Origin of the sequence: Variovorax fucosicus (genome assembly GCF_030316825.1) — a bacterium.
Taxonomy (GTDB): domain Bacteria; phylum Pseudomonadota; class Gammaproteobacteria; order Burkholderiales; family Burkholderiaceae_C; genus Variovorax; species Variovorax fucosicus.
Genome location: NZ_JASZYU010000001.1, coordinates 574206 through 600276 on the forward strand (window position 1 = coordinate 574206; position 26071 = coordinate 600276).

Sequence of the window (26071 nt, forward strand, 5' to 3'; positions counted from 1 at the left end):
GGGTATCAATGTGTCGGTGAGTCAGCGTATTTGGCCAACAGATCGATCAGCCGCTGTGCTGCCGGGGAGATGTACCCGCTGTCGCGATACGTCACGACCATGCGGCGTCGCATCGTCGTGGCCGGCAGCTTCACTTCGCGCAACGCTGCGCCAGAGCGCCCCGCCTGGAGGTGAAGACGCGAGATGAAGCTCAGCAGGCCGGTCTCGCCGATCAGCGTCGGGAGCATCAGCAACATCGTGCTTTCGACCTGCACCACAGGCCGAGGAAGTCGATTGCGATCAAAGGTCTGGTCGAGCCAGTCCCGCGTCGGTGCCCCAGGGGGCTGAAGCACCCATCGATAGCCCGTCAGATCCTTCAGCGCCGGCTTGGGCTTGTCGAAGATCGCGTGCGTGTCGGGGGCCGCGACCACGATCAGATCCTCGGCCAGGTACTGCGAAGCAAAGCCCGGCTCGGTGGAGCCCTCTGAGCCGACCATCAGATCGATATCGCCAGCGCGCAGCAGCGGCTTCAGGATGTCGACCAGCGCCACGGTGGTTCTCAATGTGATGTCGGGTGCTTCGCGCATCAGATCCCGCGCGGCCGGCGGCAAAAGGAACTGCGCGGCAGTCGGCACAATGCCGATCTTGATATTTCCAGTCAGGCCTCGGCCGATGTCGCCGATTTCTCGGCGTGCGCTTTCGACATCGAAGCGTGTGCGCTGGGCCCACTTGAGAAGCGCCTTCCCCGCGCTGGTCAAGCGGATACCGCGGCCTGCTTTCTCGAAGAGCAAGGCGCCGCACGCCTCTTCCAGCCGCCGTACGCAGCTTGTCAACGCGGGTTGCGTCCGGTGCAGCCGTTCGGCCGCGCGCCCCATGTGCTCGAGCTCGGCAATAACTTCAAAGTACTGGAGATCGCGCAGATCCAGGATGAACTCCACAATGGTCAAAACACTGGCTCAAGACTTTAAGGCAACAGCGCGATGCCGCGTGCCCTGCTCCGCGTATGCTGCCACTTGGCGCAGCTGATGTAGGGCGTAAGCTTGGGCTTCCCGACTTGCCGCGCTTGCCAGTTCTGCTTCGGTTGCAGTTGATCTCAGGAGAACACCACCATGGCTACCAACACCATCCGTCTGCACCGCGTGCTGCGCACCTCGCCGGACCGGCTCTACCGCGCCTTCGTCGAACCCAGGGCTTTCGAGCGCTGGCTGCCGCCATTCGGATTTACCGGCCAGGTCCATGGCATGGAGCCAGTGGTCGGGGGCGCCTGGCGCATGTCCTTCACCAACTTTGGCACCGGCCACAGCCACTCGTTCGGCGGGAAGTACCTGGAGCTTGTCCCGGGTCAACGCGTTGCATACGACGCCACGTTCGACGACCCGAACCTGCCGGGCACCATGAAGACCACCGTGACGCTGACCCCGGTGTCCTGTGGCACCGAAATGTCCGTCGTGCAGGAAGGCGTCCCCGATGTGATTCCTGCCGAGATGTGCTATCTGGGCTGGCAGGAGTCGCTTGTTGCGCTGGCCCAGTTGGTCGAGCCGGATATTCCGGGCTAAGCTGACGGCCAGACGACAGCTTCTCTGATCGGGCCATCGCCTGCGATCGTCGACACTCAGGATTCGACGAGCGTACGCGACTCGGTACCGCTGGTTCGGCACCACCGGCGATAGTCCTCCCGACGATCGGCGGTCGTGATGCGGCGCTCGACCACGCCATGCGGGCCGAGATACTCGACGGCTCCCATCACCACGACGAGCACGATCAGGGGGCGGTCGCCGACGGCCTCCCACCAATCGACGCTCCCGGCGGATTCATGCACGTAGTCGCCCGGGCCGACCAGTTCGCCAGTGCACAGACGGCGTTGGCCTTCGATGTTGTACGCGTGCACCTCGCCCGTGTGGCGGTGCGGTCCCAGTTTGACACCGGGGCGGAGGCGCATCAGTTCGACCCAACCCCGGTCTGCGTCGAGGAAACGAAGCGGCCGCGACCACTTCCCGTCGCCTTCGGGAATCCATGTCGCCTCGTCGTCCAGTGAGGCGAAGGGAAAGACGAACTGCTTGGTCTGGCTCATGCATGGCTCCTTGCTTTGGTAACGCTAGGATAGCGACGCCGATGGACCGTACAAGATCCACTTTTCATGGAATCTACAGAACCACTTTTGTCGATCCAGCTGTGCATCCCCGCGCCGGGTTCGCGCACGCGGGTGCGCGAACTCCATCGGCAGTTGAGGGCCGCAATCCTCAGCGGTCGACTGGCGGCGGGACTGCGGCTGCCTGCCACCCGCGCACTCGCCTTATCGCTTGGCGTCGGGCGCAACACGGTCGTTGCCGCCTATGACCTGTTGCTGGGCGAGGGCTACGTCGAGGCCGTGCCGGGCTCCGGCCATCGGGTGGCTGCGCTGGTTGCTCGGCGCACAGCCACCACGGCGTTGCGCCGCACCGCGACGGAGCCGATGCTGCAGCAGCGCCTGGCCCCGGCATACCGCGGCCTCGTTGGCAGCGCGGATCGTGAGCAGGATGGTGCGTTGCCATATGACTTCCGGCTCGGCGTGCCGGAGAAGACCTCCGTGCATTTCGACGTTTGGCGCCGGTTGTCGGCGCGCAACCTGCGTTCGCTCGGCCGGCGCGAGGTAGGCTACGGGCCGCCGCGCGGACAGCCGTCACTGCGCGAAGCGATTGCTGCCCATGTGTCGCTGACACGCGCCGTGGCCTGCCATGCAGACGATGTGCTGGTCACTGCCGGTGCGCAGCAGGCGTTCGACCTGCTGGCGCGCGTGCTGGTCACACCGGGGAAGTCGGTCGTCGCGGTCGAGCACCCCGGCTACCCACCCACCCGCATCGCCTTCGAGGCGGCCGGGGCCCGGATCGCAAGGGTGCCGGTGGACGAAGAAGGCCTGGTGGTCGACAAGCTGCCGCGAGAGACGCGCGTGATCTGCGTGACGCCTTCGCACCAGTTTCCGCTTGGTTGCGCGCTCTCTCCGCGCCGCCGCGTCGAGTTGCTGGCGTTTGCCGAACGCCACGGGGCGGTGATCGTCGAGGACGACTATGACGGCGAGTTTCGCTACGACAGCCGCGCGCTCGACGCATTGCAAACGCTGGATCAAAGCGGGTCGGTGTTCTTCGTCGGCACCTTTTCCAAGAGCCTGTTCCCGGCCCTGCGCCTGGGTTTCGTCGTCGCCCCTGCCTGGGCCATGCTGCCGCTGGTGGTGGCGAAAGAGCGCGCCGACTCGCACTGCAACTTGCTGGCGCAAGAGACGCTCGCCGCCTTCATCGCCGAAGGCCATCTTGCGCGCCATGTGCGGCAGATGCGTGGGCTGTATGCACAGCGGCGCGGTCTCCTGCTGGCGCAGTTGGCTCGCGACTTCGAACCGTGGCTCGAGCCGCTGCCGGGAACGGCGGGTCTGCACCTTGCAGCGCGTGCGAAGCGGGACCTTGATGTCGAGCACTTGGTCCGACAGGCGCGCCAGATAGGGGTCGGCGTGTCTTCGATCGCCGACTACGGCGCGGGCTTGACACTGCCGCGCGGGCTCTTGTTCGGCTTCGGTGCGCTCGAGGCAGCACGCATCCATACTGGTTTGGATCGATTGCGATCGTTGTTCGCGAAGCTGCCGCCTCGTTGACCGAAGGCAAAGCCAGATAGTTGAACGAGCTCAGCCTATCCTCTCACCGGCGACGGGCGGAACCGTATGGCGCGAACACTTCCACCGTCCAGTCGACAAAGGCGCGCAGCTTGGCGCTCGGGTGCCGGCTGGACGGGTAGGCTACCGACACGGGCATCGGCGGCGGTTCCCAGTCGGCCAGCAACTCGACCAGCGCCCCGCTCTCGACGTGCGACTGCGCCATGAAGGCAAAGGTCTGCGCCACGCCGAGCCCGGTCAGCAGCGCCGTCAGATGGGCCGTGCTTTCGTTGACCGCGATGGTGGCATGCCCATTGATCTCGAAGCGCTCGTCGCCGCGCTCGTAGCGCGGCGGAATGTAGCGCCCCGTACGCGACGAGAAATAGCTCACCACCCGGTGCCCGTCGAGCAAGTCGGCAGGCGTCCCGGGCACTCCGTGGCGCTTCAGGTAGTCGGGCGTTGCGCAGGTCATGTAGGGCATCTGCGCGACGCGGCGCGCCACCAGCGACGGGTCGCTCAGCACGCCCCCGCGGAGCACGCAATCCACCCCTTCGCCGATCAGGTGGACCGACCGGTCGCCCACGCCGAGCTCGAGCAGGATGTCGGGGTAGCGCGCGTGGAACGCCGGCAGCCTGGGAATGAGGATTCGGTTGGCCAGCGAGGAGCCGATGTCCACACGCAGACGGCCTTTGGGACGGGTCTGTGCATTCGTGACATCGGCCTCTATGTCGTCGATCTCGGCCAGCACCCGCGAGATGCGCTCGTAGTAGGCCGCGCCTTCCGGCGTCACCGTGACACGGCGCGTTGTCCGCTGCAGCAGCTTCACACGCAAGTGGCTCTCGAGTTGCTGAACCAGCTTGGTCACGCTGGGCTTCGGCATCTGCAGCAAATCCGCCGCCCGCGTGAAGGTGCCGGCTTCGACGACCCGGGCGAACACGCGCATGGCTGCGATCTGGTCCATCGCCGGATTATTGGCCAACTGGAAATAAACATGTCCCGCACACCATCTTGGTCGCCGCAGGGTCCGACCCGACACTTCATGCCATCGCCACTCACCTCCCGTTCCCGGCAAGCGATCCACGCCCTATCGCGATGCCAATGGCGCACGACGCACACAAGCGTCTGCACTCCGATGACAGGGCCAACCAAACCGAAAAGGAAATCGAAATGACCACCAAAATCCAAACCGTGCTGATGACGGGCAAGACCCATACGACGGCCAGCCGCCATGAGGGCGCCCCGCGCGGCGATGAGCGCGTCGACATCCAGATGTCAACGCCTGGCAAGGCCGGCAACGAAATCGTGCTCAAAGCGATCCAGTTGCATCCGACCGCGGAGCAGTTGTTCGCTGGAGCCTGGTCCGCCTGCTACACCGGCGCACTGGGCGTCGCAGCCAAGGCGAAGAAGGTGGCGCTGCCCTCCGACATGTCGGTCGACATCGAAGTGGATCTCGGCCAGACCGGCGGCGCGTACTTCATCCAGGCCCGGATCGATGTGCGCATGCCCGGCGTTGCACACGACGTGGCAGAAGCCATCGCGCATGCAGCGCATCAGATGTGCCCTTATTCGAAGGCGGTTCACGGCAACATCGACGTCGTTACGAACGTCGTTGCCGCGGAAGCGCTGGCAGCGTAATACCTCGGCCTAATAAAAGGAACCGAACCTCGCTGTCGACTCGACAGCGAGTGCAACAAACCACTCACCTTCTCGGAGAACAGCATGTCCAAACCCCTCGCCAACAAGGTCGCCCTCGTCACTGGCGGTTCACGCGGCATCGGTGCCGCCATCGCGCGCCGCTTGGCGCACGACGGCGCCGATGTCGCCATCAGCTATTCGGCCTCCGCCGACCGCGCAGAGACGCTGGTCAAGGAACTGAAGGATCTGGGCGCCCGCGCCGCAGCCTTTCAGGCCGACCAAGCCGACCCACTGCAGGTCGAAGCGCTGGTAAACAACACCGCTCGCCGTTTCGGCAAGCTCGACATCCTCGTCAACAACGCCGGCGTATTCGTGGTCGGCCAGGTCGGCGCGCCCGACAGCGACGTCGCCGCCCTGGAACGCCAGTTCGCCATCAACGTCGGCGGCGTGGCCGCTGCCGTGCGTGCTGCAGTGCCGCTCATCAGCGACCACGGTCGCATCATCTCGATTGGCTCCGGCGCCGCCGATCGCACGCCCTGGCCCGGTGTGGCCGACTATTCGGCGACGAAGTCAGCAGTGTCCGCCTACACCCGCGGCTGGGCGCGCGACCTCGCCCCGCGCGGCATCACCGTCAACACCGTGCAGCCAGGCTCGATCGACACAGAGATGAACCCGCAGGACGGCGACTTCGCCGCCGTGCAGAAGGCAGCCATTCCGCTTGGCCGCTATGGCCGGCCCGAAGAGATCGCGGCCGCGGTAGCTTTCCTCGCAGGCCCCGACGCCAGCTTCGTCACGGGCATTTCACTCGACGTCGACGGAGGAGCTGCGGCGTGATCGCCAAACTCGGCCATGGCAGGGGTGAAACTCAAAGTCTGTCGGAATAGCAAACATGGCTTCTCGGGATCGCCGCACAGATAGCCTAGCCCCTGGCTCCCGCCCCGCTCCTCGAATCGGGTCGAGCCTGTGCGCGCAACCACTCGGCCACCGCTCGCACCGGCGCCGAGGTCGGCCTGTCGGCGTACATGGCCAGGTGATAGGTATGCCCGTCGATCACGGGGCCGAATGGCTGCACAAGATGGCCGGCTTCCAGTTCCTCGGCGACCAGCGCGAGGCTGACCAGCGCGATACCGTGGCCGGCAACGGCAGCCTGTATCGCGTGGCCCTCGTCGGAGAAGCGAAGCTGACCCACTTGTGACGGCCGGCGGCGTCGCGCCGCCGCGAACCAGCGCTCCCACGTGGGATTTTCCGGCTGGACGTGCTTCCAGTCGAAACGGATCAGCGGCACGCGAGCCAGGTCGTCCGGCGACAGCACGCCCAGCCGCGGATTCGCCACTGGCGCGAACCGGTCGGTGAACAGGGGCTCGATCGCGAGACCGGGATAAGGCCCGCGGCCATAGCGAATCGCGATGTCGATCTCGGTCGATCGCAGGTCGACGACGTCGTCGGTCGCCTGCAGCTGCAAGTCGATATCGGGATGCCGGTGCCGGAAGTCGGCCATGCGCGGCACCAGCCACTTCACGGTGAAGGCACTGGTGGCGGAGATGCTCACCTGCGCCCGCATCCGTTGCTGCGTCAGGCGCACCAGCGTCGACTCGAACGCATCAAAGCCGTCGCGCAGCACGGGGTAGAGCTGCCCGCCCGCATCGGTGAGCGCGACTTTGCGTACCTGTCGATCGAACAGCGCCAGCCCTGTCTGCGCCTCCAGCGCGCGGATCTGGTGGCTGATGGCGGTCGGCGTGACAGCCAGCTCCTCGGCGGCGGCCTTGAAGCTGCCCAGGCGCGCGGCGGCCTCGAACGCGCGAAGCGCGGAGAGCGGAAGCGATCGACGTTGCAGAAGCGGCATGGACAGATAGATGAGATCTACTCATCTTATAGCTGACAAATGAACCTTTGTCGCGCGCTGCGCGAATCCCTATCGTGAGAGCACAGATCGGCCATTCGCCAACCTCCCGCCCTTCAACCCTTGGCCCTTCATGAATGAAGGAATTCGCACCATGCTGGAACGCGTCATCACCCGCCCCGACAACTACGAACCCTTCCTGCTCTCGCAGGGCATCCGGTTCGGCAATTTGCTGTTCATCTCCGGCCAGGCAGGCGCCGCCGATGACGGCAAGATCGTCGCGGGCGGCTTCCTCGCGCAAGGCGAGCAGGCCTTCGCCAATCTGCGACGCGCACTGGAAGCCGGCGGCTCGAGCCTGAATGACGTGATCAAGGTCACGATCTTCGTGACCGACATGGCGCATTTCGAGGATGTGGTGGCCCTGCGTCGCCGGTTCTTCTCGCCCCCCTACCCGGCCGACACGATCGCCGAGATCAAGGCGCTCTACGACCCCCGCGCAATGATCGAGATCGAGGCGGTCGCCGCTGTGCGTCAGCCGAAGGGGCGATGACTGCTCCCGAGGTCTCGCCGCGCATGGCACAGCGCTTGCGTGCAGCTCCCTCGGATAACATTCACGCAATCGGGCCGCCGCCTCCATGGGCTTCCATCGTGGACGGCTTCCCTGGACAAGGTCTTTGAATTTGGACACCGTGAGCGCTTTCGCCGAACTGGGGTTGGCACCCGATGCGACCGAGCACGAGGTGAAGGCGGCATGGCGCCGGCTCGCCTCGCATTGGCATCCGGATCGCAATGACAGCGCCGGTGCTGTTGCCAAGATGCAGCGCATCAACCAGGCAATCGAGGAGATCCGCCGCGCCGGATTCGGTGCCCGGGCGAACGCCGATGTCGACACGCCCGGCGCACCCGACAACAACACCCCCGATGGATTCGACGCCGACCAGGCTACGACGGCATCCCGCGCGGCCGACACGCAACGGCAGCGCCGGCCGCTGCACCGCAAGGTCAGGATGACGCTGGAGGAAGCGGCCGTCGGATGCATCAAGGTGCTGCGGGGCAAGGTCACCGACATCTGCGCCACCTGCGCGGGCGCCGGGCACCAGGTGCTGGGCGGGAATTGCGCTCGGTGCGGGGGGTCAGGCGCGATCCCGAAGCGCTCCTTTTTCGGATGGCCCGCCGGTGTGACCGAGTGCGAGGCCTGCTTGGGCGGCGGCATCGCGAGGCAGCCGTGCGCGACGTGCGGCGGAGTCGGCAAGATGGCGCCGCGCGGCTACAAGATGAACGTGCGCATTCCGCACGGCGTGCGCGATGGCGATTTGCTCCATGTCGACGGACGGCGCGTGCGCGCCGAAGGCCCTCCCGCCGATGTCGAGATTCGCGTCGAGGTATCGGAGCACGCATTCTTCAAGCTCGACGACGACGGCACCATTCGGTGCGAGATGCCGGTCGACGGATTCGCATGGATCGCCAATCGGCAGGTCAAGGTGCCGACCGTCACCGGCTTGCAAGCGCTGCAGCTGAGCCGCGACCAGCTGTCTTACCGCTTGAAGGGCCAGGGCTTCCCGGTGCAGCGCCGCGGCCCGCGTGGCGACCATCTGGTCACGTTGGTGCCCATATTTCCGCAACAGCTCAGCACCGACCAGCAGATCCTGCTCGACCAGCTCTCGGCCACCAGTTCGGGCGCTGGCGGCGAAGCATTGGACGACCGCCTTCGCGCATGGAATCGGGGGCTACGCGCCTGGGAACGAGGCCTTTAGAGGGCGGTGGCCCAGCACTCCCGCCGTCATTCGCACGAATGACGGCAGACCTTGCACGAGGAAGGCGCCAGTGTCGCGCGCGAGGCGCCAACCGGAAAAGCCTGAGCGGAGGTCGCAGCGGCACAGCGCCCACCAGCAGCGCAGCACGTCGAGCGAGAGGAAGGTCGCAGCCAAGCCGAGCGCGAGCGAGTTGCGCGCGCGCCCAATCCCATGGTGCGCCGCCACGTCGGCCGCGACGTGGCCGTGCGCGATTTCCTCGCGCGCGTGCCAACGCCACATGCGGGAGTGAGCGGAGTCATCGTCCGGCAGCAGGTCGGGATGCGCCAGGATCTCGCGTGACAGCACGATCGTCAGGTGCTCGAAGGCCACGACCAGCGCCAATCGCATCGTCAAGCTGCACTTTGCGATCTCGTCGGTGACGCGCTTCGCGCGCTCGGCTGCCGGCGCCGCACCGGGAGTGGCTTTGATCAGCGCAGCGTTGTAGCGATCATGGGCACGCTGATGCGCGCGTTCTTCGCGAATCAACCGGCTGACTTCAGCATGCAACGCATCGCTCGCGCAGCCGCCAGCGCCGCGCTGCCATTCCTCGATCGTCGCGATGACGAAGGATTCACCGGTTGGCAAGATCAGCGACAGCGCGTCGAACAGGCGACTGCGGGGAATCGTGCGGTTCCAGATGACTGCCTCGCCGGGGGTTCGCGCCGTCATGAGCCGGCCTTTGCGACGGTCGAGGTCGACCACAGGCGCGGCCCTTCGCGCAGCCAGCGCCGCGCGAAATCTGCATAGGCGAGCGGCGCGGCGGATGCGTCGTCACGCAGGCGGTCCGGGGCGGCGATCCACGCTGCATTGGGCTGGCGATGGTGCACGCTGTGCAGCGACCGATGCAGCATGATCCATCCCAGTCCGAACGGGAGCGTGACGTCATGAGCCAACTCGCCCGCAGCGCGCCGCGTGCCGGACGGCGCCACTGAGGTGCCGTAGTGCTCGGCCTGCGTCAGCGGAAAGTCGATCCACCCCGATATGCACAGCGGGATCGCATAGGCCCAGAAAAAAGCGTGCGGTGCAAGCCAGCAGGCCAGCGCGATCGCGGTCGCACACAGCAGCCACGAGACCGTCGACAGGCCATGCGCCGCTCGACGGTCCGCCGGCACAAGGCCGCCGCCCACGCGGTTGAGATGGAACGCGACCCAGAATACCTCCAGCGGAGCCAGTGCCCAGATCCAGCGCGTGCGCCAACTCAACGCGTACAAGCTGCCTTCCGGGTCGTCGTCGTTGCAGGTCGCGAGGTGGTGCTTGAAATGGAAGTAGCGGAATGCGGTGAAGTTCTCGCCGATCAAGGACGCACAGGCATTGCCGGCCAAGTCGTTCAGGCCCCGATGGCTCAGGAAGCTTCGATGCGCTGCAAGGTGCTTGACCTCCTGGCAGCCCAGCAGAAGCAAGGCCTGAACGACAGCCAGTGGCGCGACGATCCACACCGAGCGGATCGTCGCCAGCAGGGTGGTGTTGACGACGACGGCGAGCAGGAACAGCCCGCCAGCCAGGTCGCAGGCGAGTCGCTGGCCCGTCGCCGGGGCCATCGCTGTCGTGCGACCCGAGCTCACAGCATCGTCACCAGGTGGCGGGTGACGCGCTGCGTAGATGTCAGCGGCATCATCTTCCAGATGGGCTTGAGCAGCGACAGCGGCACGGTGCCGCGCAGGATCACGCCGTTGTCCAGCGAGCGTGCGTGAGGAAAGTAGTCGGGTTTCACGCAGACGATGTCCTTGAAGCCGCGGCCATGGTAGTAGCGCAGTTGCGGATCGACCGGTACGCCGGCGCGTTGCAGTGCGATGTAGTCTTGCACCGACCGATCGCGATGGGACCGCAGCCAGCCTTCGAAGCCGGGGATCGGCGAGCCGAGGTAGATGTGGCGCCAGCCGCTCTTGAGCGCGTGTGGCCAGAAGAACTCAAGCAGTGCTTCGACGCCGCTTGGGTGGCTGCTGCTGAGGCTGATGCCGAACAGCGAATGGCTGCGCGCCGGCCGGGGCGAGTCGACGCAGTCGACCCACGACGCGGCATGACACCAGAAATCCGCGTGGACAGGACGCATGAACAGCGATGCGAGCAGCGTACCCGTGCTCTTGCAGAACGCGCCTGTCGAAAGGCTCGGATAGTCCTCGAGGCGCTGCAGGAGATCGTCCGACGATGCGGCCTGGATGGCGTCCCACTTTTCGCCCTCGAGCGTGAGCAGGGCCGGCAGGTCGCGGCGGGTCAGGAACCGGGCATGAGTGAGAGGGGCGGTCCGTGTGTGCGACGGCGAGTCCGAAGGAAAAACGAAAGAGGAGCGTGACACAGTGGCGTGAGAGTGCGGGTCCCGGATCGGGATGCCGATTACGCTTGTGGCACATGACGTCGCAGTGACTGCGGGTCCGGGGATCCAGGGCGGATAGAGGCGGCCGTCTCTAGAAGTCCGCGACCTTGCCCCACGCCGACGACAGGAATCTGTCCGGGTGATACGGGCGGGGATCGACGAGGGGTTCGGCGCCACTGACGATGTCGGCAATCAAATGCCCGGCCCCGGGGCCGATGCCGAAGCCATGGCCACTGAACCCGGCCGCCAGCACGAGCCCGCGCAGGTTCGACATCTCGCCGATTCCAGGGACGCCGTCGGGCGTGCTGTCCACATAGCCCGCCCAGGCTGCCGTGACCGAGCTCTCCTTCAGCGTCGGCACCAGCGCTACCGCACGCTTGTACGTGAGGTCAACAACCGATGCGTCGACCTTCGGATCGAGAATGCGCATTCGCTCCATCGGCGTCGGCTTGTCAAGCCGCCAGCGCGACCAGCCTTCGTGGCCGGAGCGCACGCCTTCGAGTCCGCCGGGCGCGAGATTGCGCCATCTGCGTTGGAACATGGGCAGGAACTGCGGTGCAAAACGCAGAAGCTGCGGCGTAGGGTCCACGCGTCCCCGACCGCTGATGGCCAGGGTATATCCGCCGTCCACACGCCGCGTCATGGAGACGCCGGTCGTGTGGAGCGCAGCCGGTATCTCCTTGCCGTCCGTGGCAACCGACAGCACCGTCTGCCGGATGGAGGCCTGGGGAAACCGAATGCCATATTGGCGGCAGAACGAGGAGGCCCAGGCGCCTCCGGCAAGCACCGCGACCTTGGTGCGGATCGTGCCGTTCTCGGTGACTACTGCCGAGAGCCGCCCGCCCTCGGTCTCCACGCCCCGCGCCGCGCAGCCCTGGTGCACTGTGCCGCCAAGTTTCAGAAAGGCGCGCGCCACGGCCGGCGCAGCACGCGACGGGTCCGCAGTGCCGTCGGTAGGCGCGAAGACACCGCCCTTCCAGGGCTTGCCGGTGGCCCGCCCGCGTTGCGCCGCTTGTTCCGCGGTCAGCATCTGGGTCTTCACGTCAACGGTGCGCGCGAACTCCCCCCAGCGAGCCCAGCCGGCCAACTCCTTCTCGCTGTTGCTGAGGTAGAGCAGACCGCATCTCTGGAAGCCCGTCTCCTCACCGGTCTCCGGCGTGAATTGCTCCCACAGCGCCAGGCTCTTCGTGGCCATCGGCAATTCGCGTGCATCCCGGTTCTGCTGCCGGCACCAACCCCAGTTCCGGCTCGATTGTTCGGCGCCGACGCGCCCCTTTTCCACAATCGCGACCTTCATCCCGCGCTTTGCCATGTAGTACGCAGCAAACACTCCGATGATGCCGCCACCAATCACGACGACGTCGGCGTGCGTCGGCAGATCCGGGCTGGACTCAACGGGAAACAGGGGTGCAGGCATGCTCGGGATGTCCGTCAAGGGTCAGAGAAAACGCGAAAGCATGTGTGCTTTCTTGTCGGCAGATCTTGGAGATGAGATCAGTAGCCAAGAACTGCCTTGGTCTCGAGATATTCCTCGAGTCCGTGGACGCCGTATTCGCGGCCGTTGCCGGACCGCTTGTAGCCGCCGAACGGCGCATGGCTGGTCCATGCCGGGTAGTTGATGTGCACCTGGCCGGCGCGCAGTTGCGCCGCCACGCGCCGTGCCCGCTCCGGGTCGCCAGACTGCACGCTTGCACTGAGGCCATAGACCGTATCGTTCGCCATCGCGATGGCCTCGGCCTCATCCCGGTAGGGCATGATGACCAGCACGGGCCCGAATATTTCTTCCCGCGCCACCCTCATGTCCGGCGTCACATCGGAGAACACAGTCGGGCGCACGAAGTAGCCTTGCGCCAAACCCGCAGGCCTGCCCGGACCGCCGCAGACCAGCCTGGCGCCCTCTTCCATTCCGCTGGCGATCATCGCCTGCACCCTTGCGTATTGCGCGGCGTTTGCAATCGGACCCATCGACGTCTTCTCGTCGCGCGGATCACCCACAGTGATACCGGCCGCTGCTGTCGCTGCCAATGCCTCCACCTCGGCCAGGCGCGATGCGGGCACCAGCATCCGCGTCGGTGCGCTGCACGACTGGCCTGCGTTGCGCATCCCTGCCAACAGGCCCTTCGCTACACCCTGCTCGAAATCAGCGTCGTCGAGAAACAGGTTCGGCGACTTGCCGCCCAGTTCCTGCACGACGCGCTTGACCGTCACTGCGGCCGCCTGCGCCACGAGTACGCCGGCTCGCGTCGATCCGGTGATGGAGATCATGTCGACATCGGGGTGCGCCGCCAACGCGGCGCCGACGACCTCACCCGTGCCACCGACCAGGTTGAACACGCCGGCTGGCGCGCCGGCATCGTGCATCACTTGCGCGAAGAGCTGCGCGCTGTAGGGTGACAGTTCGCTGGGCTTCAGGACGATCGTGCAGCCGGCAGCGATCGCCGGTGCGACCTTGGCGGTGATCTGATACAGCGGCCAATTCCACGGCGTGATCAGCGCGCATACGCCGATCGGCTCTTTCGCAATGGCGATGCCGTCCTCGACGGAAAGAAATCGGTAGCGTTGCAGCACTTCCATCTGGGCGCGAACATGCGCGAGCGCAAAAGGCACGTGGGCGGCTCTGGCGAATCCGATGGGAGCGCCCATCTCCGCCGCGATGGCTTGCGCGAAAAGCTCCGCACGTTCCTCCAGCAACGCCAGGATCCGGCCCAGCAGCGCAAGCCGCTCGTCGAGTGTGCTTCGTGAGAATGTTTCAAAAGCGCGTCGGGCCGCAGCAACGGCAAGGTCGACATCGATCGATGAACCGGCTGCGACATGCCCGATGATCTCTTCGGAATATGGATTGACGACCGCAATGCTTGCTGCATGGGCGCGGTCGTGCCAGCACCCATCGATGTAGAACCGGGAGTCGTCCCCGCTGCGGTTGTTAACTGCCATGATCAGGCTTTCGCTTTCAGTCTTCGGGTGATTCAGCTGTCGACAAGCAATGCTGAGGTCAGGCGGTAACCCAAACCTTGCGCACGGTTTCGATGGTTCGCCACGTCCCGATGTAGCCCGGCTTCATGATGAAGCAGTCGCCAGCCTTGTAGGTCGACGGAGGCTGGCCTTGCTCCGTGATTTCCACCACGCCAGAAAGGATCAGGCAAAACTCCCACGTGTCTCCTTTGATGGAGTGGTTGACGCCCACCGTCGACTCGAACACCCCCGCATTGACTTTGCCGTCCTTCGCACTGTCGATGTCCCAGCTGCGGCACACCACATCCCCCTCGATGACGCGTTCCGCTGGTGGCCGGTATTCACGCGGCTCGCCAAGTTGGTCGAAGTTGAAGGGGACAAGAAGCTTGGACATGTGGAGACCTGTTCGCATTGCTGGATGGTGGGCCAATGCTAAAGAGAGCACGGCTGCGCCGATGCCGAACGAGGTCCCCGGAAAAGTGAGAAATGTGTGATTGCCACCTTCCATTGGTGGATCGTGCCGCAGCGACCGCCAAGGTCACGGGGCACCGCCCCGCGCAGGTGCCAGCAGGACGACGTTGACGAGGGCGGCATGCGCGGCCACCATGGTGCACATCGCCCATGCCCGACCGGGCAGCCTCCCTGGAGAGGCCTGGACCGCTCTGGAAGGGGGTCCACGGCGCCGTCCAGAGCTTTCAAGGAGATCTCATGGCTGAGAGCGACAAGGTGTTCGCGGGCTCGATCCCGAAGTTCTACGACACGCTGATGGTTCCCCTGATCTTCCAGGCCTATGCCGCCGACCTGGCGGCGCTTGTCGCTGCCTCATCGCCCGGCTCGGTGCTTGAAACGGCAGCCGGCAGCGGCGTGGTCACGCGGGCGCTTGCGCCGAAGCTCCGCGCCGACGCGCGCTACGTGGTGACCGACCTCAACCAGGCCATGCTCGACTATGCCGTCACGCGGCAGGCGTCCGACGGCCGTATCGAATGGCGGCAGGCGGACGCGCTGGCCCTGCCGTTCGAAGATGCCTCGTTCGACGTCGTTTGCTGCCAGTTCGGCGCGATGTTTTTCCCGGACCGGGTCGCGGGCTTCGCCGAGGCGCGTCGCGTGTTGAGGCCAGGCGGGCGCTTTGTCTTCAATGTTTGGGACCGCATCGAAGAGAACGCCTTTGCCGACGACGTCACCAACGCCGTCGCCGCGGTGTTTTCGCACGACCCCCCGCGATTCCTCGCCCGCACGCCGCACGGCTATCACGATGTCGCACTGATCCGAGCGGAATTGAGCCGCGCAGGGTTCGCCGACATCGAGATCGATACGCGCGAGAAGGTGAGTCGCGCGTCATCTGCACACGACGTCGCCACCGCCTATTGCCAGGGAACGCCGCTGCGCAACGAAATCGAGGCGCGCGACGCCAGCCTGCTCCAACTCGCTACGGACCGCGCGACGGAAGCGATCGCCAGCCGCCATGGCGCAGGCCCCGTGGCCGGCAAGATTCAGGCGCATGTGATCGTGGCGGCGGGATAGCGGAGTCCCGGCCTGGTTCAGGCGTCGGCCGCTTTCGCACAAGCCTGACCCAGGGTTGCTCAGACCCCTTCGACGATCCGCAGATCCCGTTCGGCCCCGTCGCCCAGCGCGGCGAGCGCGGCCTGGTAGTCGGGGCTGTCATGCACGGCTTTAGCCTGCTCGACGCTGTCGAACTCGATCAACACGGTGCGTTGGGCCAAACCGTATTCGTAGACCTTGACGGGCAGGCCGCGCGCGAGAAAGCGCCCGCCGCCGGCAGTGATCGCCGGGCCGGCCAGCTTCGCGTAGGCCGCAAGTTTGTCGGCGTCTTTGACGGCACGGTACGCACTGACCCAATAGGCTTTTGCCATGATGATTTCTCTCTGTTGCTGAGTGAACAATATAGCTTGCCAGGACGCATGTCTGACGCCCTGCGACCAAGCTGAAGTCAGTACACTGAACACCGGCACGAAGGCTCTAGAGAGGTGCCCGATCATGCAAACGGCAATTCCTGAAATGACCACTGACGTGTTGCAAGCATTTGCCGACGCGTGGAATCGCCACGATATCGATGCACTCATGTCGTTCATGGCAGACGATTGCGTCTTCGAAGCGTCTGCCGGCGCGGACGTCTGCGGCACCCGATGCGTCGGCGGCAAGGCCGTGCGAGCTGGTTTCGCGGAGGTCTGGGCAGTCTTTCCTGATGCCCATTGGGGGAACGCGCGCCATTTTGTCCACGGAGACCGGGGAGTATCGGAATGGACGTTCACGGGAACACGCACGGACGGAACTCGCGTCGAGGTTCAAGGTTGTGATCTGTTTACTTTTCGAGCCGGCAAGATTCTCCTGAAGAACTCCTACCGAAAAAACCGTTCGGCCCCGGCGGAGTCAACTCGGCATTCGACCTGAGCAGCACCGCCGCCATCAGAAGGTCGCCAGCACTGAAACCTGCTAGCCAGCTTTGGCTTTTCGCCCCTGCGAGATCGACTTCTTGGGCGGCACGGTAGCTCCGTATTCTTGCCACCATTGGGTCAGTGCTTCCATCGTCGGACCAAGACCTCGGGCCTTCAGCGTGATTTCGTAGTCGACTCGGGGTGGGACTTCGGCGAAGACCGTGCGCGACACCAGGCCGTCCGCTTCCAGCTCACGAAGTTGCGCCGTCAACATGTGTTGAGTGATTCCCGGAATCGCGCGCCGTAGCTCACCGAAGCGGTGTATCCGCTGATTGAGCAACCAAAGAATTTCCAGTTTCCATTTGCCCGAAAGCAGCGCAAATGCCCGGCGCATTTCCTCGTGCATGTTGACCTTATCGAGGTCATTGGTCTGGTTTTTCATACTTAGCGCCACTTTTTCATCCTACTTGTTGGTATCGATGTTAGGCCACATCATTCGTGCATACCTTGAACGGCGCGAACGAAGGCGAGCTGCAATCCGACCCTGAAAAGTTGATTCAGCAACCCTTGCACCAAAGATATTGACCAGGATTTCCTCATGCCCCGCAAGTACACCTACTGGATCAGCACTGCATTCCTGTCGCTGCTCTATCTGGCTTCAGCCACTTTGTACGCAACGCAGGCAGACACGATCCGCCAGGCACTTGCTTCGCTCGGTTACCCCGGCTATCTCGTGCCGGTCCTGATGGTCGCAAAGGTTCTCGGCGTGGTGGCGATTCTGTCGCGCGTCAACGTGGCACTCAGCAATCTCGCCTATGCAGGCATGTTCTATCACCTGCTGCTCTCCTTCTCTGCGCATATCAATGTGGGTGATGGCGCTGGCTCCGTACCTGCGGTGATCGGATTGGGCCTGTTGATCGCCTCTTTCCTTACCCAGAACAGCGCTCGCGCAAAGCAATCGCCTTATCCGCCGATAGCGGTGGGCTGATATGAAAACCTCACCCAACTCCATACGGAAAAAAGATGAATCGACTCATTGGAAAAGTAGCTGTTGTCACGGGCGCCGGCCGCGGCATCGGGCGGGCAGTGGCCAGGCTGTTTGCAGCGGAAGGCGCCAGAGTGGCGGTTCTCTCGCGCACTCCTGGCAATGTCGACCGCGTTGTGGCCGACATCGAGGCGGCTGGCGGGAGCGCGCTTGGCCTCGTCTGCGATGTCACCGATCCGGCTCAGATCAAGGCATCGGTGGATCAAGTGGTCGCGGCCTTCGGGCGGATCGACATCCTCGTGAACAACGCCTTCGATCCGTCCTCGGTTGCCTCCTCGATCATCGATCTCTCCGTTGAACAACTGCAACGCAATTTCGATACGGGACCCATCGCCTACTTGCAGATGATGCAGGCATGCCACCCGTACTTGCAGACGAGTGGGGACGGGCGGGTGATCAACTTCGCTTCTTGCGCTGGTGTTCTGGGCATGGAGAGTTATGGCCCATATGCCATGGCAAAAGAAGCGGTAAGGGCATTGACCAGGGTCGCGGCGCGCGAGTGGGGCCGCGACAAGATCACCGTGAACAACGTTCTTCCCATCGCGAACACCTGGGGCACGGACGATGTTCCCGCGCCGACCAACCCGCTCGCGCGGCATGGATCGCCTGAAGAGGACATCGCGCCCGTTGTCCTGTTCCTCGCGAGCAAAGATGCGCAGTTCCTGACGGGCTACAGCATCACTCCCGATGGCGGGATGATCATCGATAGCGCGCGCTGACGCGTGGCGCGCGGCGCGAGGCGCTCAATCAAGCGGCGAAGAAAGGTCTAGGCTTCAACATAGAAATAGCGGTCTGCGTTCTCGCAGAGATGCCTGACCAGGTGAGGAATTCGATCCCAGTCGTCCTTGTAGGGATTGTCCACGGCGTTGTACGCCGCCTCGGTTCGATCGTAGTCGAGCGGCGTCTTGGCGTGCTGCTCGAGCATGTGCCGAAGCGCCATGGCTTCCTCTGACATCCCGACTTCGGCATAACTCGCGGCCGCGACATGGACCAGCGTTTGGCCCGAGTTGTGCAGGCCCGTCGTGAATCCCTCGCCCGCCCGGCTCTGCTCCCACTCGAAGATCGAGTACACGATCCTGTAGCCGGGTGGGAGTTGATCAAGAAGATGGTCGGGGTCGCGGACGTCCAATTCCGACGCCAACCGGTACATCCCTTCCTCCGGGATTCCCTCGCCATCTGACTGCCAGAAGGGAGAAACATCTGAGCCAGCTGAACTGGAGGCCTCGTCGACCATCCGCAGAACCAGCGCTGGAATGATGCGGGTCATGTGTGCCTTTCTTGATCGGTATGCGAGTTTGGTGGGGCTAGCCAAGTGCACCGGCACGCGTGATGCCCTGATATCCTGAGAAGAATAAACGAGTCGCGGCAGATCATGCCCGGCCGTGGAGACAATTCATGAAAGCGAACGAGCCGACGCTGATTGAAGAAAAAGACATTGAGCCGTGGCTGCACCTGTTTGCCCGTATCGATGTCACCCTGATGTCGGTCAGCGGCGCGGAAGCTCAGCGGATCTTCCGCGCCCTGGGGCCGCACCGGCGGGCCAACGCGCACCAACGCCTGCTGCTTGAGCGGCGAAGGCTGATCCTGGAGTTGCAGGACATGGGTGTGTGCCCCATTCAAGGAGGGGCGCTTCCCGCCTGGGGGTCACCTTGTGAAGGTTCCCCGGGCGCCAACTACGAGCTCCTGGCCCAGGCATTTGCGCAATGTGCGCTGGCCGCAGACAGACTGGGAAAGTTCGCGCTGAGACGATGGCTGCTCGACCGGGCGCACATGCACCGGCAACATGCGCTGTTCCTTTCGACTTGAAGGCGACGAGGTCACGCTCCTTGAGGAGCCGTCCGCCCCTGGCCGCGGTCTGTCCTATGGCAAGGGCCGGGCAACAGCTTGCGCGTTGGCAGTTGGCAGGTGGAAGAGGTGCAACTCCTTCCACCGGCCTGTTGAATTCTCAAGCAACACGACCGAGTTGCACTCCGCACCGATGGCGCCGGATGCTTCGAGCCTGATTTGCAACTCAGCCGCGGCTTCATCGGCTTCGGATGCGTCGCCGTGTGCAACGGTAAGGTGTGGAACGATCCCTTGGTGCGCCCCCTCGTACGGCTGGAAATCCGGAAAAGCGTCTACAAGGGCCATGGTCATTGCGACGAACGGCGCTGGAGGTTCAGGCGCGAGATAGGTCGTCTCGGGGAAGCGGGCCACTTCTTCCAGCGAGAAACGGAACGCAGTGACTCGCGCAAGTGCGCGCTGCGCCCGGTCGAGGACTGCAGGCGTGATCTGCTGCGGATCCATGAAAGGGACCAGCAGGGTGATGTGCGCCGGGACGCCCTGCTTTGCGGTCGCATCGAAACGCTGGCGCAGGTCGCCCACAAGCAGCTCGGCGGAGGGCACCCGGACGGCAAAGGCGGATATCGGCATGGGCCAGGATGATATTCATCAGCGGCCGACTTGAAGATGCCAGGCTCACTTGCCGGAAGGCGCCTGCCACCAGCCTTCGGCAAAGCGCCCCTGCAGGAAAGCGACGAATGCCGACACCTTGCCCGGCACCAGCTTCGGCGACGGAAACACCGCGTGGATCTCCTGCTCGGCCAGCGTGTGATCGGCCAGCACTTCGAGCACCTTGCCGAGCAGCAGCGAATCGCTGGCGACATAGCGCGGCATCATCGCAATGCCGAGCCCGTCGCGCGCCGCTGCCAGCACCGCAGACACATTGTTCGAGCGAAAGCGCCCCGACACCGCCACGTTGACCGCCTCGCCCTTCGGCGTGCGCATGCGCCAGACCTCGTCGCCCACCACGCTGCTGTAGATGAGCGCAACGTGCGCGCTCAAGTCCTGCGCGCGCTTGGGCACGCCGTGCTTCTTGAGGTAGGCCGGCGACGCCACCATGACCCATGGGTTCATGCCCAGGAAGCGCGCGCCGAGCGACGAATCGGCCAGCTTGCCCATGCGGATGGCGACATCGATGCCCTGCGCGATCAGGTCGACGTACCGGTCTTCGAAGCTCAGGTCGAGCTGCACCTGCGGATGGCGGCGCATGTACTCCAGCGCCAGCGGCACGACCACGCGGCGCCCGAAGGCCACCGAGGTGCCGATGCGCAGCAGCCCCTGCGCCTGGCCCTGTTTCAGCTGCACGATGCTGTCGGCTTCACCGGCATCGCGCACGATGGTCTTGCACTTCTCGTAGTAGAGCGCGCCCGACTCCGTGAGGCTCACGCCGCGGGTGTTGCGGTTGAGCAGGCGCACCTTGAGCCGCGCCTCGGCGGCCGCGATCTGCTTGGTCACGGTGGGCTGTGTGGTGTTGAACTCGCGCGCGGCTTTCGAGAAGCTGCCGGTCTCGACCACACGCACGAACATCTCCATTGCCAACAGTCGGTCCATGCCCGGATGGTAGCCAGTTATTCCATTCCGGAATAGGTTTTATGGTTCGGCGCCCTCTTCTTCCGAACGGCCCGGCTTCCTACAGTCGGATCAGTTCAGCAGATCAAGGAGACCACCCCATGGCCAAGATGACCGCAGCGCAGGCTGCCGTGCTCGTGATGGAAAAGGAAGGCGTGACACAAGCCTTCGGCGTGCCCGGCGCCGCCATCAACCCGCTCTACGCGGCGCTGCGCAAGCAGGGCAGCATCGCGCACATCCTCGCGCGCCACGTCGAGGGCGCCTCGCACATGGCCGAGGGCTACACACGGGCCGTGGCCGGCAACATCGGCGTGTGCATCGGCACCTCGGGGCCGGCCGGCACCGACATGATCACCGGCCTCTACTCGGCCTGGGCCGACTCGATTCCGATCCTCTGCATCACCGGCCAGGCGCCGCGTGCGCGGCTCTACAAGGAAGACTTCCAGGCGGTCGACATCGAGTCGATCTCCAAGCCGGTCACCAAGTGGTCGGTCACGGTGCGCGAGCCCGGGCAGGTGCCGCAGGTGTTCCAGCAGGCTTTTCATCTGATGCGCTCGGGGCGCCCGGGCCCGGTGCTGATCGACCTGCCCTTCGACGTGCAGATGGCGCAGATCGAGTTCGACATCGACACCTACCAGCCGCTGGTGCCGTACAAGCCCGCAGCCACGCGCGCCCAGATCGAGAAGGCCCTCGCGATGCTCAACGCGGCCGAGCGGCCGTTGATCGTGGCGGGCGGCGGCATCATCAACGCCGATGCGGCCGACCTGCTCGTGCGCTTTGCCGAGGCGACCGGCGTGCCGGTGATCCCGACCCTGATGGCCTGGGGCGCGATCCCCGACGACCATCCGTTGATGGCCGGCATGTGCGGCCTGCAAACCAGCCACCGCTACGGCAACGCCACGATGCTGGCGAGCGACTTCGTGCTGGGCATCGGCAACCGATGGGCCAATCGCCACACCGGTTCGGTCGAGGTCTACACCAAGGGCCGCACCTTCGTGCACGTCGACATCGAGCCGACCCAGATCGGCCGTGTGTTCACGCCCGACTTCGGCATCGTGTCGGACGCGAAGCTCGCACTCGAGCAGTTCGTTGCGGTGGCCGAGCAGATGAAGGCCGAGGGCCGCCTGCCCGACCGCGCGAAGTGGGCCGGCGAATGCCGCGACCGCAAGAAGACCCTGCTGCGCAAGACCAACTTTGCAGATGTGCCGATGAAGCCGCAGCGCGTGTACCAGTGCATGAACAACAACTTCAGCCACGACACCTGCTACGTGAGCACCATCGGCCTGTCGCAGATCGCAGCCGCGCAGTTCCTGCACGTCTACAACCCGCGCCACTGGATCAACTGCGGCCAGGCCGGCCCGCTGGGCTGGACGATCCCGGCCGCGCTCGGTGTGCGCGCAGCCGACCCGAGCCGCAAGATCGTCGCGCTCTCGGGCGACTACGACTTCCAATTCATGATCGAGGAACTCGCCGTGGGCGCGCAGTTCAAGCTGCCCTACATCCACATCGTGGTGAACAACAGCTACCTGGGCCTGATCCGCCAGAGCCAGCGCGGCTTCGAGATGGACTACTGCGTGCAGCTCGCGTTCGACAACATCAACGCAGCGCCGGACGCCGGCATCGAGGCCGGCTACGGCGTCGATCACATGAAGGTGGTCGAAGGGCTCGGCTGCAAGGGCATCCGCGTGCGCAAGCAGGAGGAGATGACACCCGCGATCCAGCGCGCAGAGGCGCTGATGGCCGAGTTCGGCGTGCCGGTGGTGATCGAGGTGATGCTGGAGCGTGTTACCAACATCGCGATGGGCACCGAGATCGACGCCATCAACGAGTTCGAGCCCCTGGCCGAGCGCAGCGAGGACGCGCCCACTTCCATCGCCGCCATGGCAATGCTCGACTGAGGACGCACGATGCCGCGCTTTGCCGCCAACCTCACGATGCTCTTCACCGAGCTGCCATTCATGCAGCGCTTCGAGGCTGCCGCCAGGGCCGGCTTCGATGCGGTCGAATACCTGTTTCCCTATGCGGTGCCGAAGAAGGAACTGGTCGCCGCGCTGCGCGACAACGCACTGGAACAGGTGCTGCACAACCTGCCGGCCGGCAACTGGGAAGCCGGCGAGCGCGGCATCGCCTGCCATCCGGATCGCGTTGCCGAATTCCGCGAAGGCGTGGCGCGCGCCATCGACTACGCCACCGCGCTGGGCTGCCCGCAGGTCAACTGTCTGGCCGGAAAGATGCCCGTGGGCGCGGCCCTGCACCAGGTGCAGCCCACGCTGGTGGAGAACCTGCGCTTTGCAGCGCGCGAGCTGCAGGCCGCCGGCATCCGCCTGCTGATCGAGCCGATCAACAGCTTCGACATTCCGGGCTTCATGCTCACGCGCACCGACCAGGCGCTCGCCCTGATGGACGAGGTGGGGTCACCCAATCTGAAGCTGCAATACGACATCTACCACGCGCAGCGCATGGAAGGCGAGCTCGGCGCCACGCTGGGCAACCACCTCGCGCGCATTGGCCACATCCAGCTCGCCGACAACCCGGGCCGCGGCGAACCCGGCACCGGCGAGATCAACTACCCGTGGCTGTTCAGGCACATCGACGCGATCGGCTACACGGGCTGGATCGGCTGCGAGTACCGGCCGCGCACCGACACCGCCACAGGCCTCGGCTGGCGCACCGCGCTCACACACTAAGCAAGTAAGGAACCGCAACGACATGTCCAACGCATCGCAGAAGATCGGCTTCATCGGCCTCGGCATCATGGGCGCACCCATGGCGGGGCATCTGCTTGACGCCGGCCACGCGCTCTTCGTCCACACGCGCAGCACCGCACCCGAGCCCTTCGCCTCGCGCGCCACGGTGTGCGCCTCTGCCACCGAGGTGGCACAGAAGGCCGACATCGTCTTCCTCATGGTGCCGGACACGCCCGACGTGGAGAAGGTGCTGTTCGGCGAAGGCGGCGTTGCGGCCGGTCTCGGCAAGGGCAAGCTGGTGGTCGATTGCAGCTCGATCGACCCGATTGCCACCCAGGCATTTGCGCAACGCATCGCCGGTCTCGGCTGCGGCTATGTCGATGCACCCGTTTCCGGCGGCGAGGTGGGCGCGAAGGCCGCGAGCCTCACGATCATGTGTGGCGGCGCAGAGGCCGACTTCGACCGCGTGAAGCCGCTGCTCGAGAAGATGGGCAAGAACCTCACGCTTGTGGGCGATGTCGGCGCGGGGCAGATCACCAAGGTTGCCAACCAGATCATCGTGGCGCTGAACATCGCAGCGGTTTCCGAAGCGCTGGTGTTCGCATCGAAGGCCGGCGCCGACCCGGCCCGGGTGCGGCAGGCGCTGATGGGCGGCTTCGCGTCGTCGCGCATCCTGGAAGTGCATGGCGAGCGGATGATCAAGCGCACCTTTGCGCCGGGTTTTCGCATTGCCTTGCACCAGAAGGACTTGAACCTGGCACTGCAGAGCGCGCGCGCACTCGGCGTCGCGCTGCCGCAGACGGCCGGCGCAGCGCAGCTCATGAACGCCTGCGCCGCGCTGGGCCACGGGCAGGCCGATCACTCTGCGCTGGTCAGGGCGCTCGAAGCGTTGGCGCAGCATCCGGTGCAGCCGGACTGATGCGGCCTTGCACGGAGTCCTGCGTTGATCTGAGCGCTGCGGTTCCGGGGTGGGATCAGGGCGGCGGGGCACATTCGCGGAAGGGGCCACCCGCCGCCAGCGGCCCACCCCGAAACGTCAGCCCTTGACGCTCACACTTTCGCGAACCGGCAATGGCCCGGAGGCTTCCAGCGACTCCTTGAGGTTCTTGCGACGCCAGGCCCAGGTCTTGAACGCCTGCGGCATGATAGTGATGCACGACACGTAGTAGACCAGCTTGAAGCCCAGGAAGCGCGGCCCCACCGGCGTATCGCGGAACAGGTCGCCCGCCAGGATCGACAGCAGCGCCTCCTGCATGCGCCACACGTTCTGCGGCTGCATGAAGATCCTGCGGATCGCCGGCGACGTGATGCGGTAGATGAACCACGAGAACATCTTCGGCCCGTGCTTCATGACCTTCTCGAAACGGCGGAAAGCCTTCTCGGCCTCCTTCTCTTCGCCCTTCAGCCAGTGGTTCACCGCGGTCGCGCTTTCGAAGGCGCTGTTCATCGCCAGGAACACACCCGACGAGAACATCGGATCGACGAAGGCGTAGGCGTCGCCGATCATCATGAAGCGGTCGCCGCGGCAGAACTTCGAGTCGTAGGCGTAGTTGCCGGTCGAGGTGGCGCCCTCGAGCAGCGTCGCGTCCTTGAGCCGCTCGGCCAGCTTGGGCGCGAGCGCGATGGTTTCCATCAGGAACTCGGTCAGGCTGCCCTTGCGCTGCTTGAAGTAGGCCGGCGACGCCACGGCGCCGACGCTGGTGGTGCCGTCGCGCAGCGGAATGAACCAGAACCAGCCGTGGTCGAACCAGAACAGCGTGATGTTGCCCTCGTAGCGCCCCGGATTGCGCTGCGCGCCGGCGAAGTGGCCGTACAGCGCCGCGCTGGCATGCTTGCGGCTGCGCTGCTTGGCATCGAACTGGTTCGACAGCAGCGTGTCACGGCCGCTGGCGTCGATCACGAAACGCGGGCGCCAGCTGGTTTCCGTGCCATCGCCGGCCTTGACCTTGACCAGCGCGCGCTCGTCGCCGCCCTTGCCAGCCTCGGTGTCGACCTCGGTCACCTTGTGGCCTTCGAAGGTGCGCGCACCGCGCTTGGCGGCCAGGCGGAACAGCAGCTCGTCGAGCTCGGCGCGGCGCACGTGCACGGCATAGGGAAACGACTTGTCCATCGCCTCGCCGAAGAAGAAATGGCTGGTGTGGTCGTGCCAGGGCGAGACGAACTCGGCGCCGTACTTGGCGATGCCGATGGCCTCGACCTCGGTGCGGATGCCCAGCCGGTCGAACAGCGGCATGTTCATCGGCAGCAGCGATTCGCCGATGTGAAAGCGCGGGTGCTGCGCCTTCTCGATCAGCACCACGTCGTGGCCCTTGTCCGCGAGCAGCGCGGCAACCGTGGAGCCGGCGGGTCCGCCACCGATGACCACGACGTCCGGGCTCGATCCTGTGAATTCTTGAAGTGCCATTGACCCGCAGGCCCTCCGGGGTTGTC

General features: G+C 65.1%; 30 protein-coding genes and 1 pseudogene. 15 read left to right on the forward strand and 16 right to left on the reverse strand.

All coding sequences use genetic code 11. From position 1 onward, the window contains the following. Positions 1 to 5: 5 nt before the first annotated feature. Positions 6 to 917: a LysR family transcriptional regulator gene (locus QTI05_RS02685; RefSeq protein ID WP_286623338.1), complete on the reverse strand. Its 912-nt coding sequence runs from the start codon at positions 915 to 917 to the stop codon at positions 6 to 8. 47 nt (positions 918 to 964) lie between these two features. Here QTI05_RS02685 and QTI05_RS02690 point away from each other — a divergent pair. Together QTI05_RS02690 and QTI05_RS02695 are read left to right on the forward strand one after the other, a co-directional pair. Continuing rightward, a pseudogene (locus QTI05_RS02690) lies at positions 965 to 1078 on the forward strand (LysR family transcriptional regulator); the annotation flags it as partial. A gap of 10 nt (positions 1079 to 1088) precedes the next feature. Beyond that, entirely contained in the window at positions 1089 to 1535 is a 447-nt protein-coding gene (locus tag QTI05_RS02695; RefSeq protein ID WP_286622809.1) for an SRPBCC family protein, read from the forward strand. Between the two features lie 56 nt (positions 1536 to 1591). Here QTI05_RS02695 and QTI05_RS02700 read toward each other — a convergent pair whose 3' ends face one another. Further along, the gene (locus QTI05_RS02700; RefSeq protein WP_286622810.1) at positions 1592 to 2050 is read right to left on the reverse strand and encodes a cupin domain-containing protein; all 459 of its coding nucleotides are present in this window, start codon (positions 2048 to 2050) and stop codon (positions 1592 to 1594) included. Between the two features lie 66 nt (positions 2051 to 2116). On the opposite strand from QTI05_RS02700, the gene pdxR reads away from it, so the two are divergent. Further along, positions 2117 to 3598, forward strand: coding sequence for a MocR-like pyridoxine biosynthesis transcription factor PdxR (pdxR, locus tag QTI05_RS02705; RefSeq protein ID WP_286657782.1), 1482 nt, complete (start codon positions 2117 to 2119; stop codon positions 3596 to 3598). Between the two features lie 43 nt (positions 3599 to 3641). Here pdxR and QTI05_RS02710 read toward each other — a convergent pair whose 3' ends face one another. Further along, entirely contained in the window at positions 3642 to 4556 is a 915-nt protein-coding gene (locus QTI05_RS02710; RefSeq protein ID WP_286622812.1) for a LysR family transcriptional regulator, read from the reverse strand. A gap of 206 nt (positions 4557 to 4762) precedes the next feature. Between QTI05_RS02710 and QTI05_RS02715 the strand changes: the two genes are divergently transcribed. Together QTI05_RS02715 and QTI05_RS02720 are read left to right on the forward strand one after the other, a co-directional pair. Continuing rightward, on the forward strand, positions 4763 to 5230 hold the full coding sequence (locus QTI05_RS02715; RefSeq protein WP_286623339.1) for an Ohr family peroxiredoxin: 468 nt from the start codon (positions 4763 to 4765) through the stop codon (positions 5228 to 5230). An 84-nt stretch (positions 5231 to 5314) separates the two neighbouring features. After that, positions 5315 to 6064 (forward strand): SDR family NAD(P)-dependent oxidoreductase, encoded by a 750-nt coding sequence (locus tag QTI05_RS02720; RefSeq protein ID WP_286622813.1) that lies wholly within the window; start codon positions 5315 to 5317, stop codon positions 6062 to 6064. Between the two features lie 85 nt (positions 6065 to 6149). On the opposite strand, the gene QTI05_RS02725 is transcribed toward QTI05_RS02720, so the two are convergent. Further along, positions 6150 to 7064, reverse strand: coding sequence for a LysR substrate-binding domain-containing protein (locus QTI05_RS02725; RefSeq protein WP_286623341.1), 915 nt, complete (start codon positions 7062 to 7064; stop codon positions 6150 to 6152). Between the two features lie 160 nt (positions 7065 to 7224). Here QTI05_RS02725 and QTI05_RS02730 point away from each other — a divergent pair, with 160 nt between their 5' ends. Continuing rightward, positions 7225 to 7620, forward strand: coding sequence for a RidA family protein (locus QTI05_RS02730; protein ID WP_286622814.1), 396 nt, complete (start codon positions 7225 to 7227; stop codon positions 7618 to 7620). Positions 7621 to 7759: 139 nt separating this feature from the next. Next, positions 7760 to 8824, forward strand: a complete 1065-nt coding sequence (locus QTI05_RS02735) for a DnaJ C-terminal domain-containing protein (RefSeq protein WP_286622815.1) — start codon at positions 7760 to 7762, stop codon at positions 8822 to 8824. On the opposite strand, the gene QTI05_RS02740 is transcribed toward QTI05_RS02735, so the two are convergent. The 6 genes from QTI05_RS02740 to QTI05_RS02765 all read right to left on the reverse strand — a co-directional run bounded on the left by QTI05_RS02740 (position 8798) and on the right by QTI05_RS02765 (position 14520). After that, entirely contained in the window at positions 8798 to 9532 is a 735-nt protein-coding gene (locus tag QTI05_RS02740; RefSeq protein ID WP_286622816.1) for a metal-dependent hydrolase, read from the reverse strand. The two genes, QTI05_RS02735 and QTI05_RS02740, sit on opposite strands and share 27 nt — an antisense overlap. Next, complete coding sequence (locus QTI05_RS02745) at positions 9529 to 10401, reverse strand: fatty acid desaturase family protein (RefSeq protein WP_286622817.1); 873 nt, start codon at positions 10399 to 10401, stop codon at positions 9529 to 9531. Before QTI05_RS02745 ends, QTI05_RS02740 begins: the two co-directional genes overlap by 4 nt. Positions 10402 to 10421: 20 nt before the next feature. Next, positions 10422 to 11156: a ubiquitin family protein gene (locus tag QTI05_RS02750; RefSeq protein ID WP_286622818.1), complete on the reverse strand. Its 735-nt coding sequence runs from the start codon at positions 11154 to 11156 to the stop codon at positions 10422 to 10424. Positions 11157 to 11265: 109 nt separating this feature from the next. Beyond that, positions 11266 to 12591, reverse strand: a complete 1326-nt coding sequence (locus QTI05_RS02755; RefSeq protein ID WP_286622819.1) for an NAD(P)/FAD-dependent oxidoreductase — start codon at positions 12589 to 12591, stop codon at positions 11266 to 11268. 77 nt (positions 12592 to 12668) lie between these two features. Beyond that, positions 12669 to 14108, reverse strand: a complete 1440-nt coding sequence (locus QTI05_RS02760) for an aldehyde dehydrogenase family protein (protein ID WP_286622820.1) — start codon at positions 14106 to 14108, stop codon at positions 12669 to 12671. Positions 14109 to 14166: 58 nt separating this feature from the next. After that, positions 14167 to 14520, reverse strand: a complete 354-nt coding sequence (locus tag QTI05_RS02765; RefSeq protein WP_286542136.1) for a cupin domain-containing protein — start codon at positions 14518 to 14520, stop codon at positions 14167 to 14169. 314 nt (positions 14521 to 14834) lie between these two features. Here QTI05_RS02765 and QTI05_RS02770 point away from each other — a divergent pair, with 314 nt between their 5' ends. Next, positions 14835 to 15647 (forward strand): class I SAM-dependent methyltransferase, encoded by an 813-nt coding sequence (locus QTI05_RS02770; RefSeq protein WP_286622821.1) that lies wholly within the window; start codon positions 14835 to 14837, stop codon positions 15645 to 15647. A 59-nt stretch (positions 15648 to 15706) separates the two neighbouring features. On the opposite strand, the gene QTI05_RS02775 is transcribed toward QTI05_RS02770, so the two are convergent. Then, positions 15707 to 15997, reverse strand: a complete 291-nt coding sequence (locus QTI05_RS02775) for a DUF1330 domain-containing protein (protein ID WP_286542134.1) — start codon at positions 15995 to 15997, stop codon at positions 15707 to 15709. Between the two features lie 124 nt (positions 15998 to 16121). On the opposite strand from QTI05_RS02775, the gene QTI05_RS02780 reads away from it, so the two are divergent. Then, complete coding sequence (locus tag QTI05_RS02780) at positions 16122 to 16535, forward strand: nuclear transport factor 2 family protein (RefSeq protein WP_286657783.1); 414 nt, start codon at positions 16122 to 16124, stop codon at positions 16533 to 16535. A gap of 42 nt (positions 16536 to 16577) precedes the next feature. On the opposite strand, the gene QTI05_RS02785 is transcribed toward QTI05_RS02780, so the two are convergent. Further along, positions 16578 to 16961, reverse strand: coding sequence for a winged helix-turn-helix transcriptional regulator (locus QTI05_RS02785; RefSeq protein WP_286622823.1), 384 nt, complete (start codon positions 16959 to 16961; stop codon positions 16578 to 16580). Between the two features lie 156 nt (positions 16962 to 17117). Here QTI05_RS02785 and QTI05_RS02790 point away from each other — a divergent pair, with 156 nt between their 5' ends. Then, entirely contained in the window at positions 17118 to 17507 is a 390-nt protein-coding gene (locus tag QTI05_RS02790) for a DoxX family protein (protein WP_286622824.1), read from the forward strand. A gap of 35 nt (positions 17508 to 17542) precedes the next feature. Beyond that, a complete protein-coding gene (locus tag QTI05_RS02795) occupies positions 17543 to 18283 on the forward strand; it encodes an SDR family NAD(P)-dependent oxidoreductase (RefSeq protein ID WP_286622825.1) in 741 nt (246 codons plus the stop codon). A gap of 47 nt (positions 18284 to 18330) precedes the next feature. On the opposite strand, the gene QTI05_RS02800 is transcribed toward QTI05_RS02795, so the two are convergent. Beyond that, a complete protein-coding gene (locus tag QTI05_RS02800; protein ID WP_286622826.1) occupies positions 18331 to 18831 on the reverse strand; it encodes a DMP19 family protein in 501 nt (166 codons plus the stop codon). 128 nt (positions 18832 to 18959) lie between these two features. Between QTI05_RS02800 and QTI05_RS02805 the strand changes: the two genes are divergently transcribed. Further along, positions 18960 to 19370, forward strand: coding sequence for a hypothetical protein (locus QTI05_RS02805; protein WP_286622827.1), 411 nt, complete (start codon positions 18960 to 18962; stop codon positions 19368 to 19370). Between the two features lie 54 nt (positions 19371 to 19424). Here QTI05_RS02805 and QTI05_RS02810 read toward each other — a convergent pair whose 3' ends face one another. Further along, positions 19425 to 19976 carry a 2'-5' RNA ligase family protein gene (locus tag QTI05_RS02810; protein WP_286622828.1) on the reverse strand — a complete coding sequence of 184 codons (552 nt, stop codon included), beginning with the start codon at positions 19974 to 19976 and terminating at the stop codon, positions 19425 to 19427. Positions 19977 to 20021: 45 nt separating this feature from the next. Then, positions 20022 to 20936, reverse strand: a complete 915-nt coding sequence (locus tag QTI05_RS02815; protein WP_286542128.1) for a LysR family transcriptional regulator — start codon at positions 20934 to 20936, stop codon at positions 20022 to 20024. 119 nt (positions 20937 to 21055) lie between these two features. Between QTI05_RS02815 and gcl the strand changes: the two genes are divergently transcribed. From gcl to QTI05_RS02830, 3 genes are read left to right on the forward strand one after another with little or no spacing between them, the layout of a single operon-like run. Continuing rightward, positions 21056 to 22852, forward strand: coding sequence for a glyoxylate carboligase (gcl, locus tag QTI05_RS02820; RefSeq protein ID WP_286622829.1), 1797 nt, complete (start codon positions 21056 to 21058; stop codon positions 22850 to 22852). 9 nt (positions 22853 to 22861) lie between these two features. Further along, positions 22862 to 23641, forward strand: coding sequence for a hydroxypyruvate isomerase (gene hyi, locus QTI05_RS02825; protein WP_286622830.1), 780 nt, complete (start codon positions 22862 to 22864; stop codon positions 23639 to 23641). A gap of 22 nt (positions 23642 to 23663) precedes the next feature. Next, positions 23664 to 24560: a 2-hydroxy-3-oxopropionate reductase gene (locus QTI05_RS02830; RefSeq protein ID WP_286622831.1), complete on the forward strand. Its 897-nt coding sequence runs from the start codon at positions 23664 to 23666 to the stop codon at positions 24558 to 24560. Between the two features lie 117 nt (positions 24561 to 24677). On the opposite strand, the gene QTI05_RS02835 is transcribed toward QTI05_RS02830, so the two are convergent. Further along, on the reverse strand, positions 24678 to 26045 hold the full coding sequence (locus tag QTI05_RS02835) for an NAD(P)/FAD-dependent oxidoreductase (protein ID WP_286622832.1): 1368 nt from the start codon (positions 26043 to 26045) through the stop codon (positions 24678 to 24680). Between the last annotated feature and the right edge of the window lie 26 nt (positions 26046 to 26071).

Bases quoted from the DNA above. Each gene is read 5' to 3' on its own strand.
- QTI05_RS02695 (WP_286622809.1), top strand. From the start codon at position 1,089: ATGGCTACCAACACCATCCGTCTGCACCGCGTGCTGCGCACCTCGCCG.
- QTI05_RS02700 (WP_286622810.1), bottom strand. From the start codon at position 2,050: ATGAGCCAGACCAAGCAGTTCGTCTTTCCCTTCGCCTCACTGGACGAC.
- pdxR (WP_286657782.1), top strand. From the start codon at position 2,117: ATGGAATCTACAGAACCACTTTTGTCGATCCAGCTGTGCATCCCCGCG.
- QTI05_RS02710 (WP_286622812.1), bottom strand. From the start codon at position 4,556: ATGGACCAGATCGCAGCCATGCGCGTGTTCGCCCGGGTCGTCGAAGCC.
- QTI05_RS02715 (WP_286623339.1), top strand. From the start codon at position 4,763: ATGACCACCAAAATCCAAACCGTGCTGATGACGGGCAAGACCCATACG.
- QTI05_RS02720 (WP_286622813.1), top strand. From the start codon at position 5,315: ATGTCCAAACCCCTCGCCAACAAGGTCGCCCTCGTCACTGGCGGTTCA.
- QTI05_RS02730 (WP_286622814.1), top strand. From the start codon at position 7,225: ATGCTGGAACGCGTCATCACCCGCCCCGACAACTACGAACCCTTCCTG.
- QTI05_RS02740 (WP_286622816.1), bottom strand. From the start codon at position 9,532: ATGACGGCGCGAACCCCCGGCGAGGCAGTCATCTGGAACCGCACGATT.
- QTI05_RS02745 (WP_286622817.1), bottom strand. From the start codon at position 10,401: ATGGCCCCGGCGACGGGCCAGCGACTCGCCTGCGACCTGGCTGGCGGG.
- QTI05_RS02755 (WP_286622819.1), bottom strand. From the start codon at position 12,591: ATGCCTGCACCCCTGTTTCCCGTTGAGTCCAGCCCGGATCTGCCGACG.
- QTI05_RS02760 (WP_286622820.1), bottom strand. From the start codon at position 14,108: ATGGCAGTTAACAACCGCAGCGGGGACGACTCCCGGTTCTACATCGAT.
- QTI05_RS02765 (WP_286542136.1), bottom strand. From the start codon at position 14,520: ATGTCCAAGCTTCTTGTCCCCTTCAACTTCGACCAACTTGGCGAGCCG.
- QTI05_RS02770 (WP_286622821.1), top strand. From the start codon at position 14,835: ATGGCTGAGAGCGACAAGGTGTTCGCGGGCTCGATCCCGAAGTTCTAC.
- QTI05_RS02775 (WP_286542134.1), bottom strand. From the start codon at position 15,997: ATGGCAAAAGCCTATTGGGTCAGTGCGTACCGTGCCGTCAAAGACGCC.
- QTI05_RS02780 (WP_286657783.1), top strand. From the start codon at position 16,122: ATGCAAACGGCAATTCCTGAAATGACCACTGACGTGTTGCAAGCATTT.
- QTI05_RS02785 (WP_286622823.1), bottom strand. From the start codon at position 16,961: ATGAAAAACCAGACCAATGACCTCGATAAGGTCAACATGCACGAGGAA.
- QTI05_RS02790 (WP_286622824.1), top strand. From the start codon at position 17,118: ATGCCCCGCAAGTACACCTACTGGATCAGCACTGCATTCCTGTCGCTG.
- QTI05_RS02795 (WP_286622825.1), top strand. From the start codon at position 17,543: ATGAATCGACTCATTGGAAAAGTAGCTGTTGTCACGGGCGCCGGCCGC.
- QTI05_RS02800 (WP_286622826.1), bottom strand. From the start codon at position 18,831: ATGACCCGCATCATTCCAGCGCTGGTTCTGCGGATGGTCGACGAGGCC.
- QTI05_RS02805 (WP_286622827.1), top strand. From the start codon at position 18,960: ATGAAAGCGAACGAGCCGACGCTGATTGAAGAAAAAGACATTGAGCCG.
- QTI05_RS02810 (WP_286622828.1), bottom strand. From the start codon at position 19,976: ATGCCGATATCCGCCTTTGCCGTCCGGGTGCCCTCCGCCGAGCTGCTT.
- QTI05_RS02815 (WP_286542128.1), bottom strand. From the start codon at position 20,936: ATGGACCGACTGTTGGCAATGGAGATGTTCGTGCGTGTGGTCGAGACC.
- gcl (WP_286622829.1), top strand. From the start codon at position 21,056: ATGGCCAAGATGACCGCAGCGCAGGCTGCCGTGCTCGTGATGGAAAAG.
- hyi (WP_286622830.1), top strand. From the start codon at position 22,862: ATGCCGCGCTTTGCCGCCAACCTCACGATGCTCTTCACCGAGCTGCCA.
- QTI05_RS02830 (WP_286622831.1), top strand. From the start codon at position 23,664: ATGTCCAACGCATCGCAGAAGATCGGCTTCATCGGCCTCGGCATCATG.
- QTI05_RS02835 (WP_286622832.1), bottom strand. From the start codon at position 26,045: ATGGCACTTCAAGAATTCACAGGATCGAGCCCGGACGTCGTGGTCATC.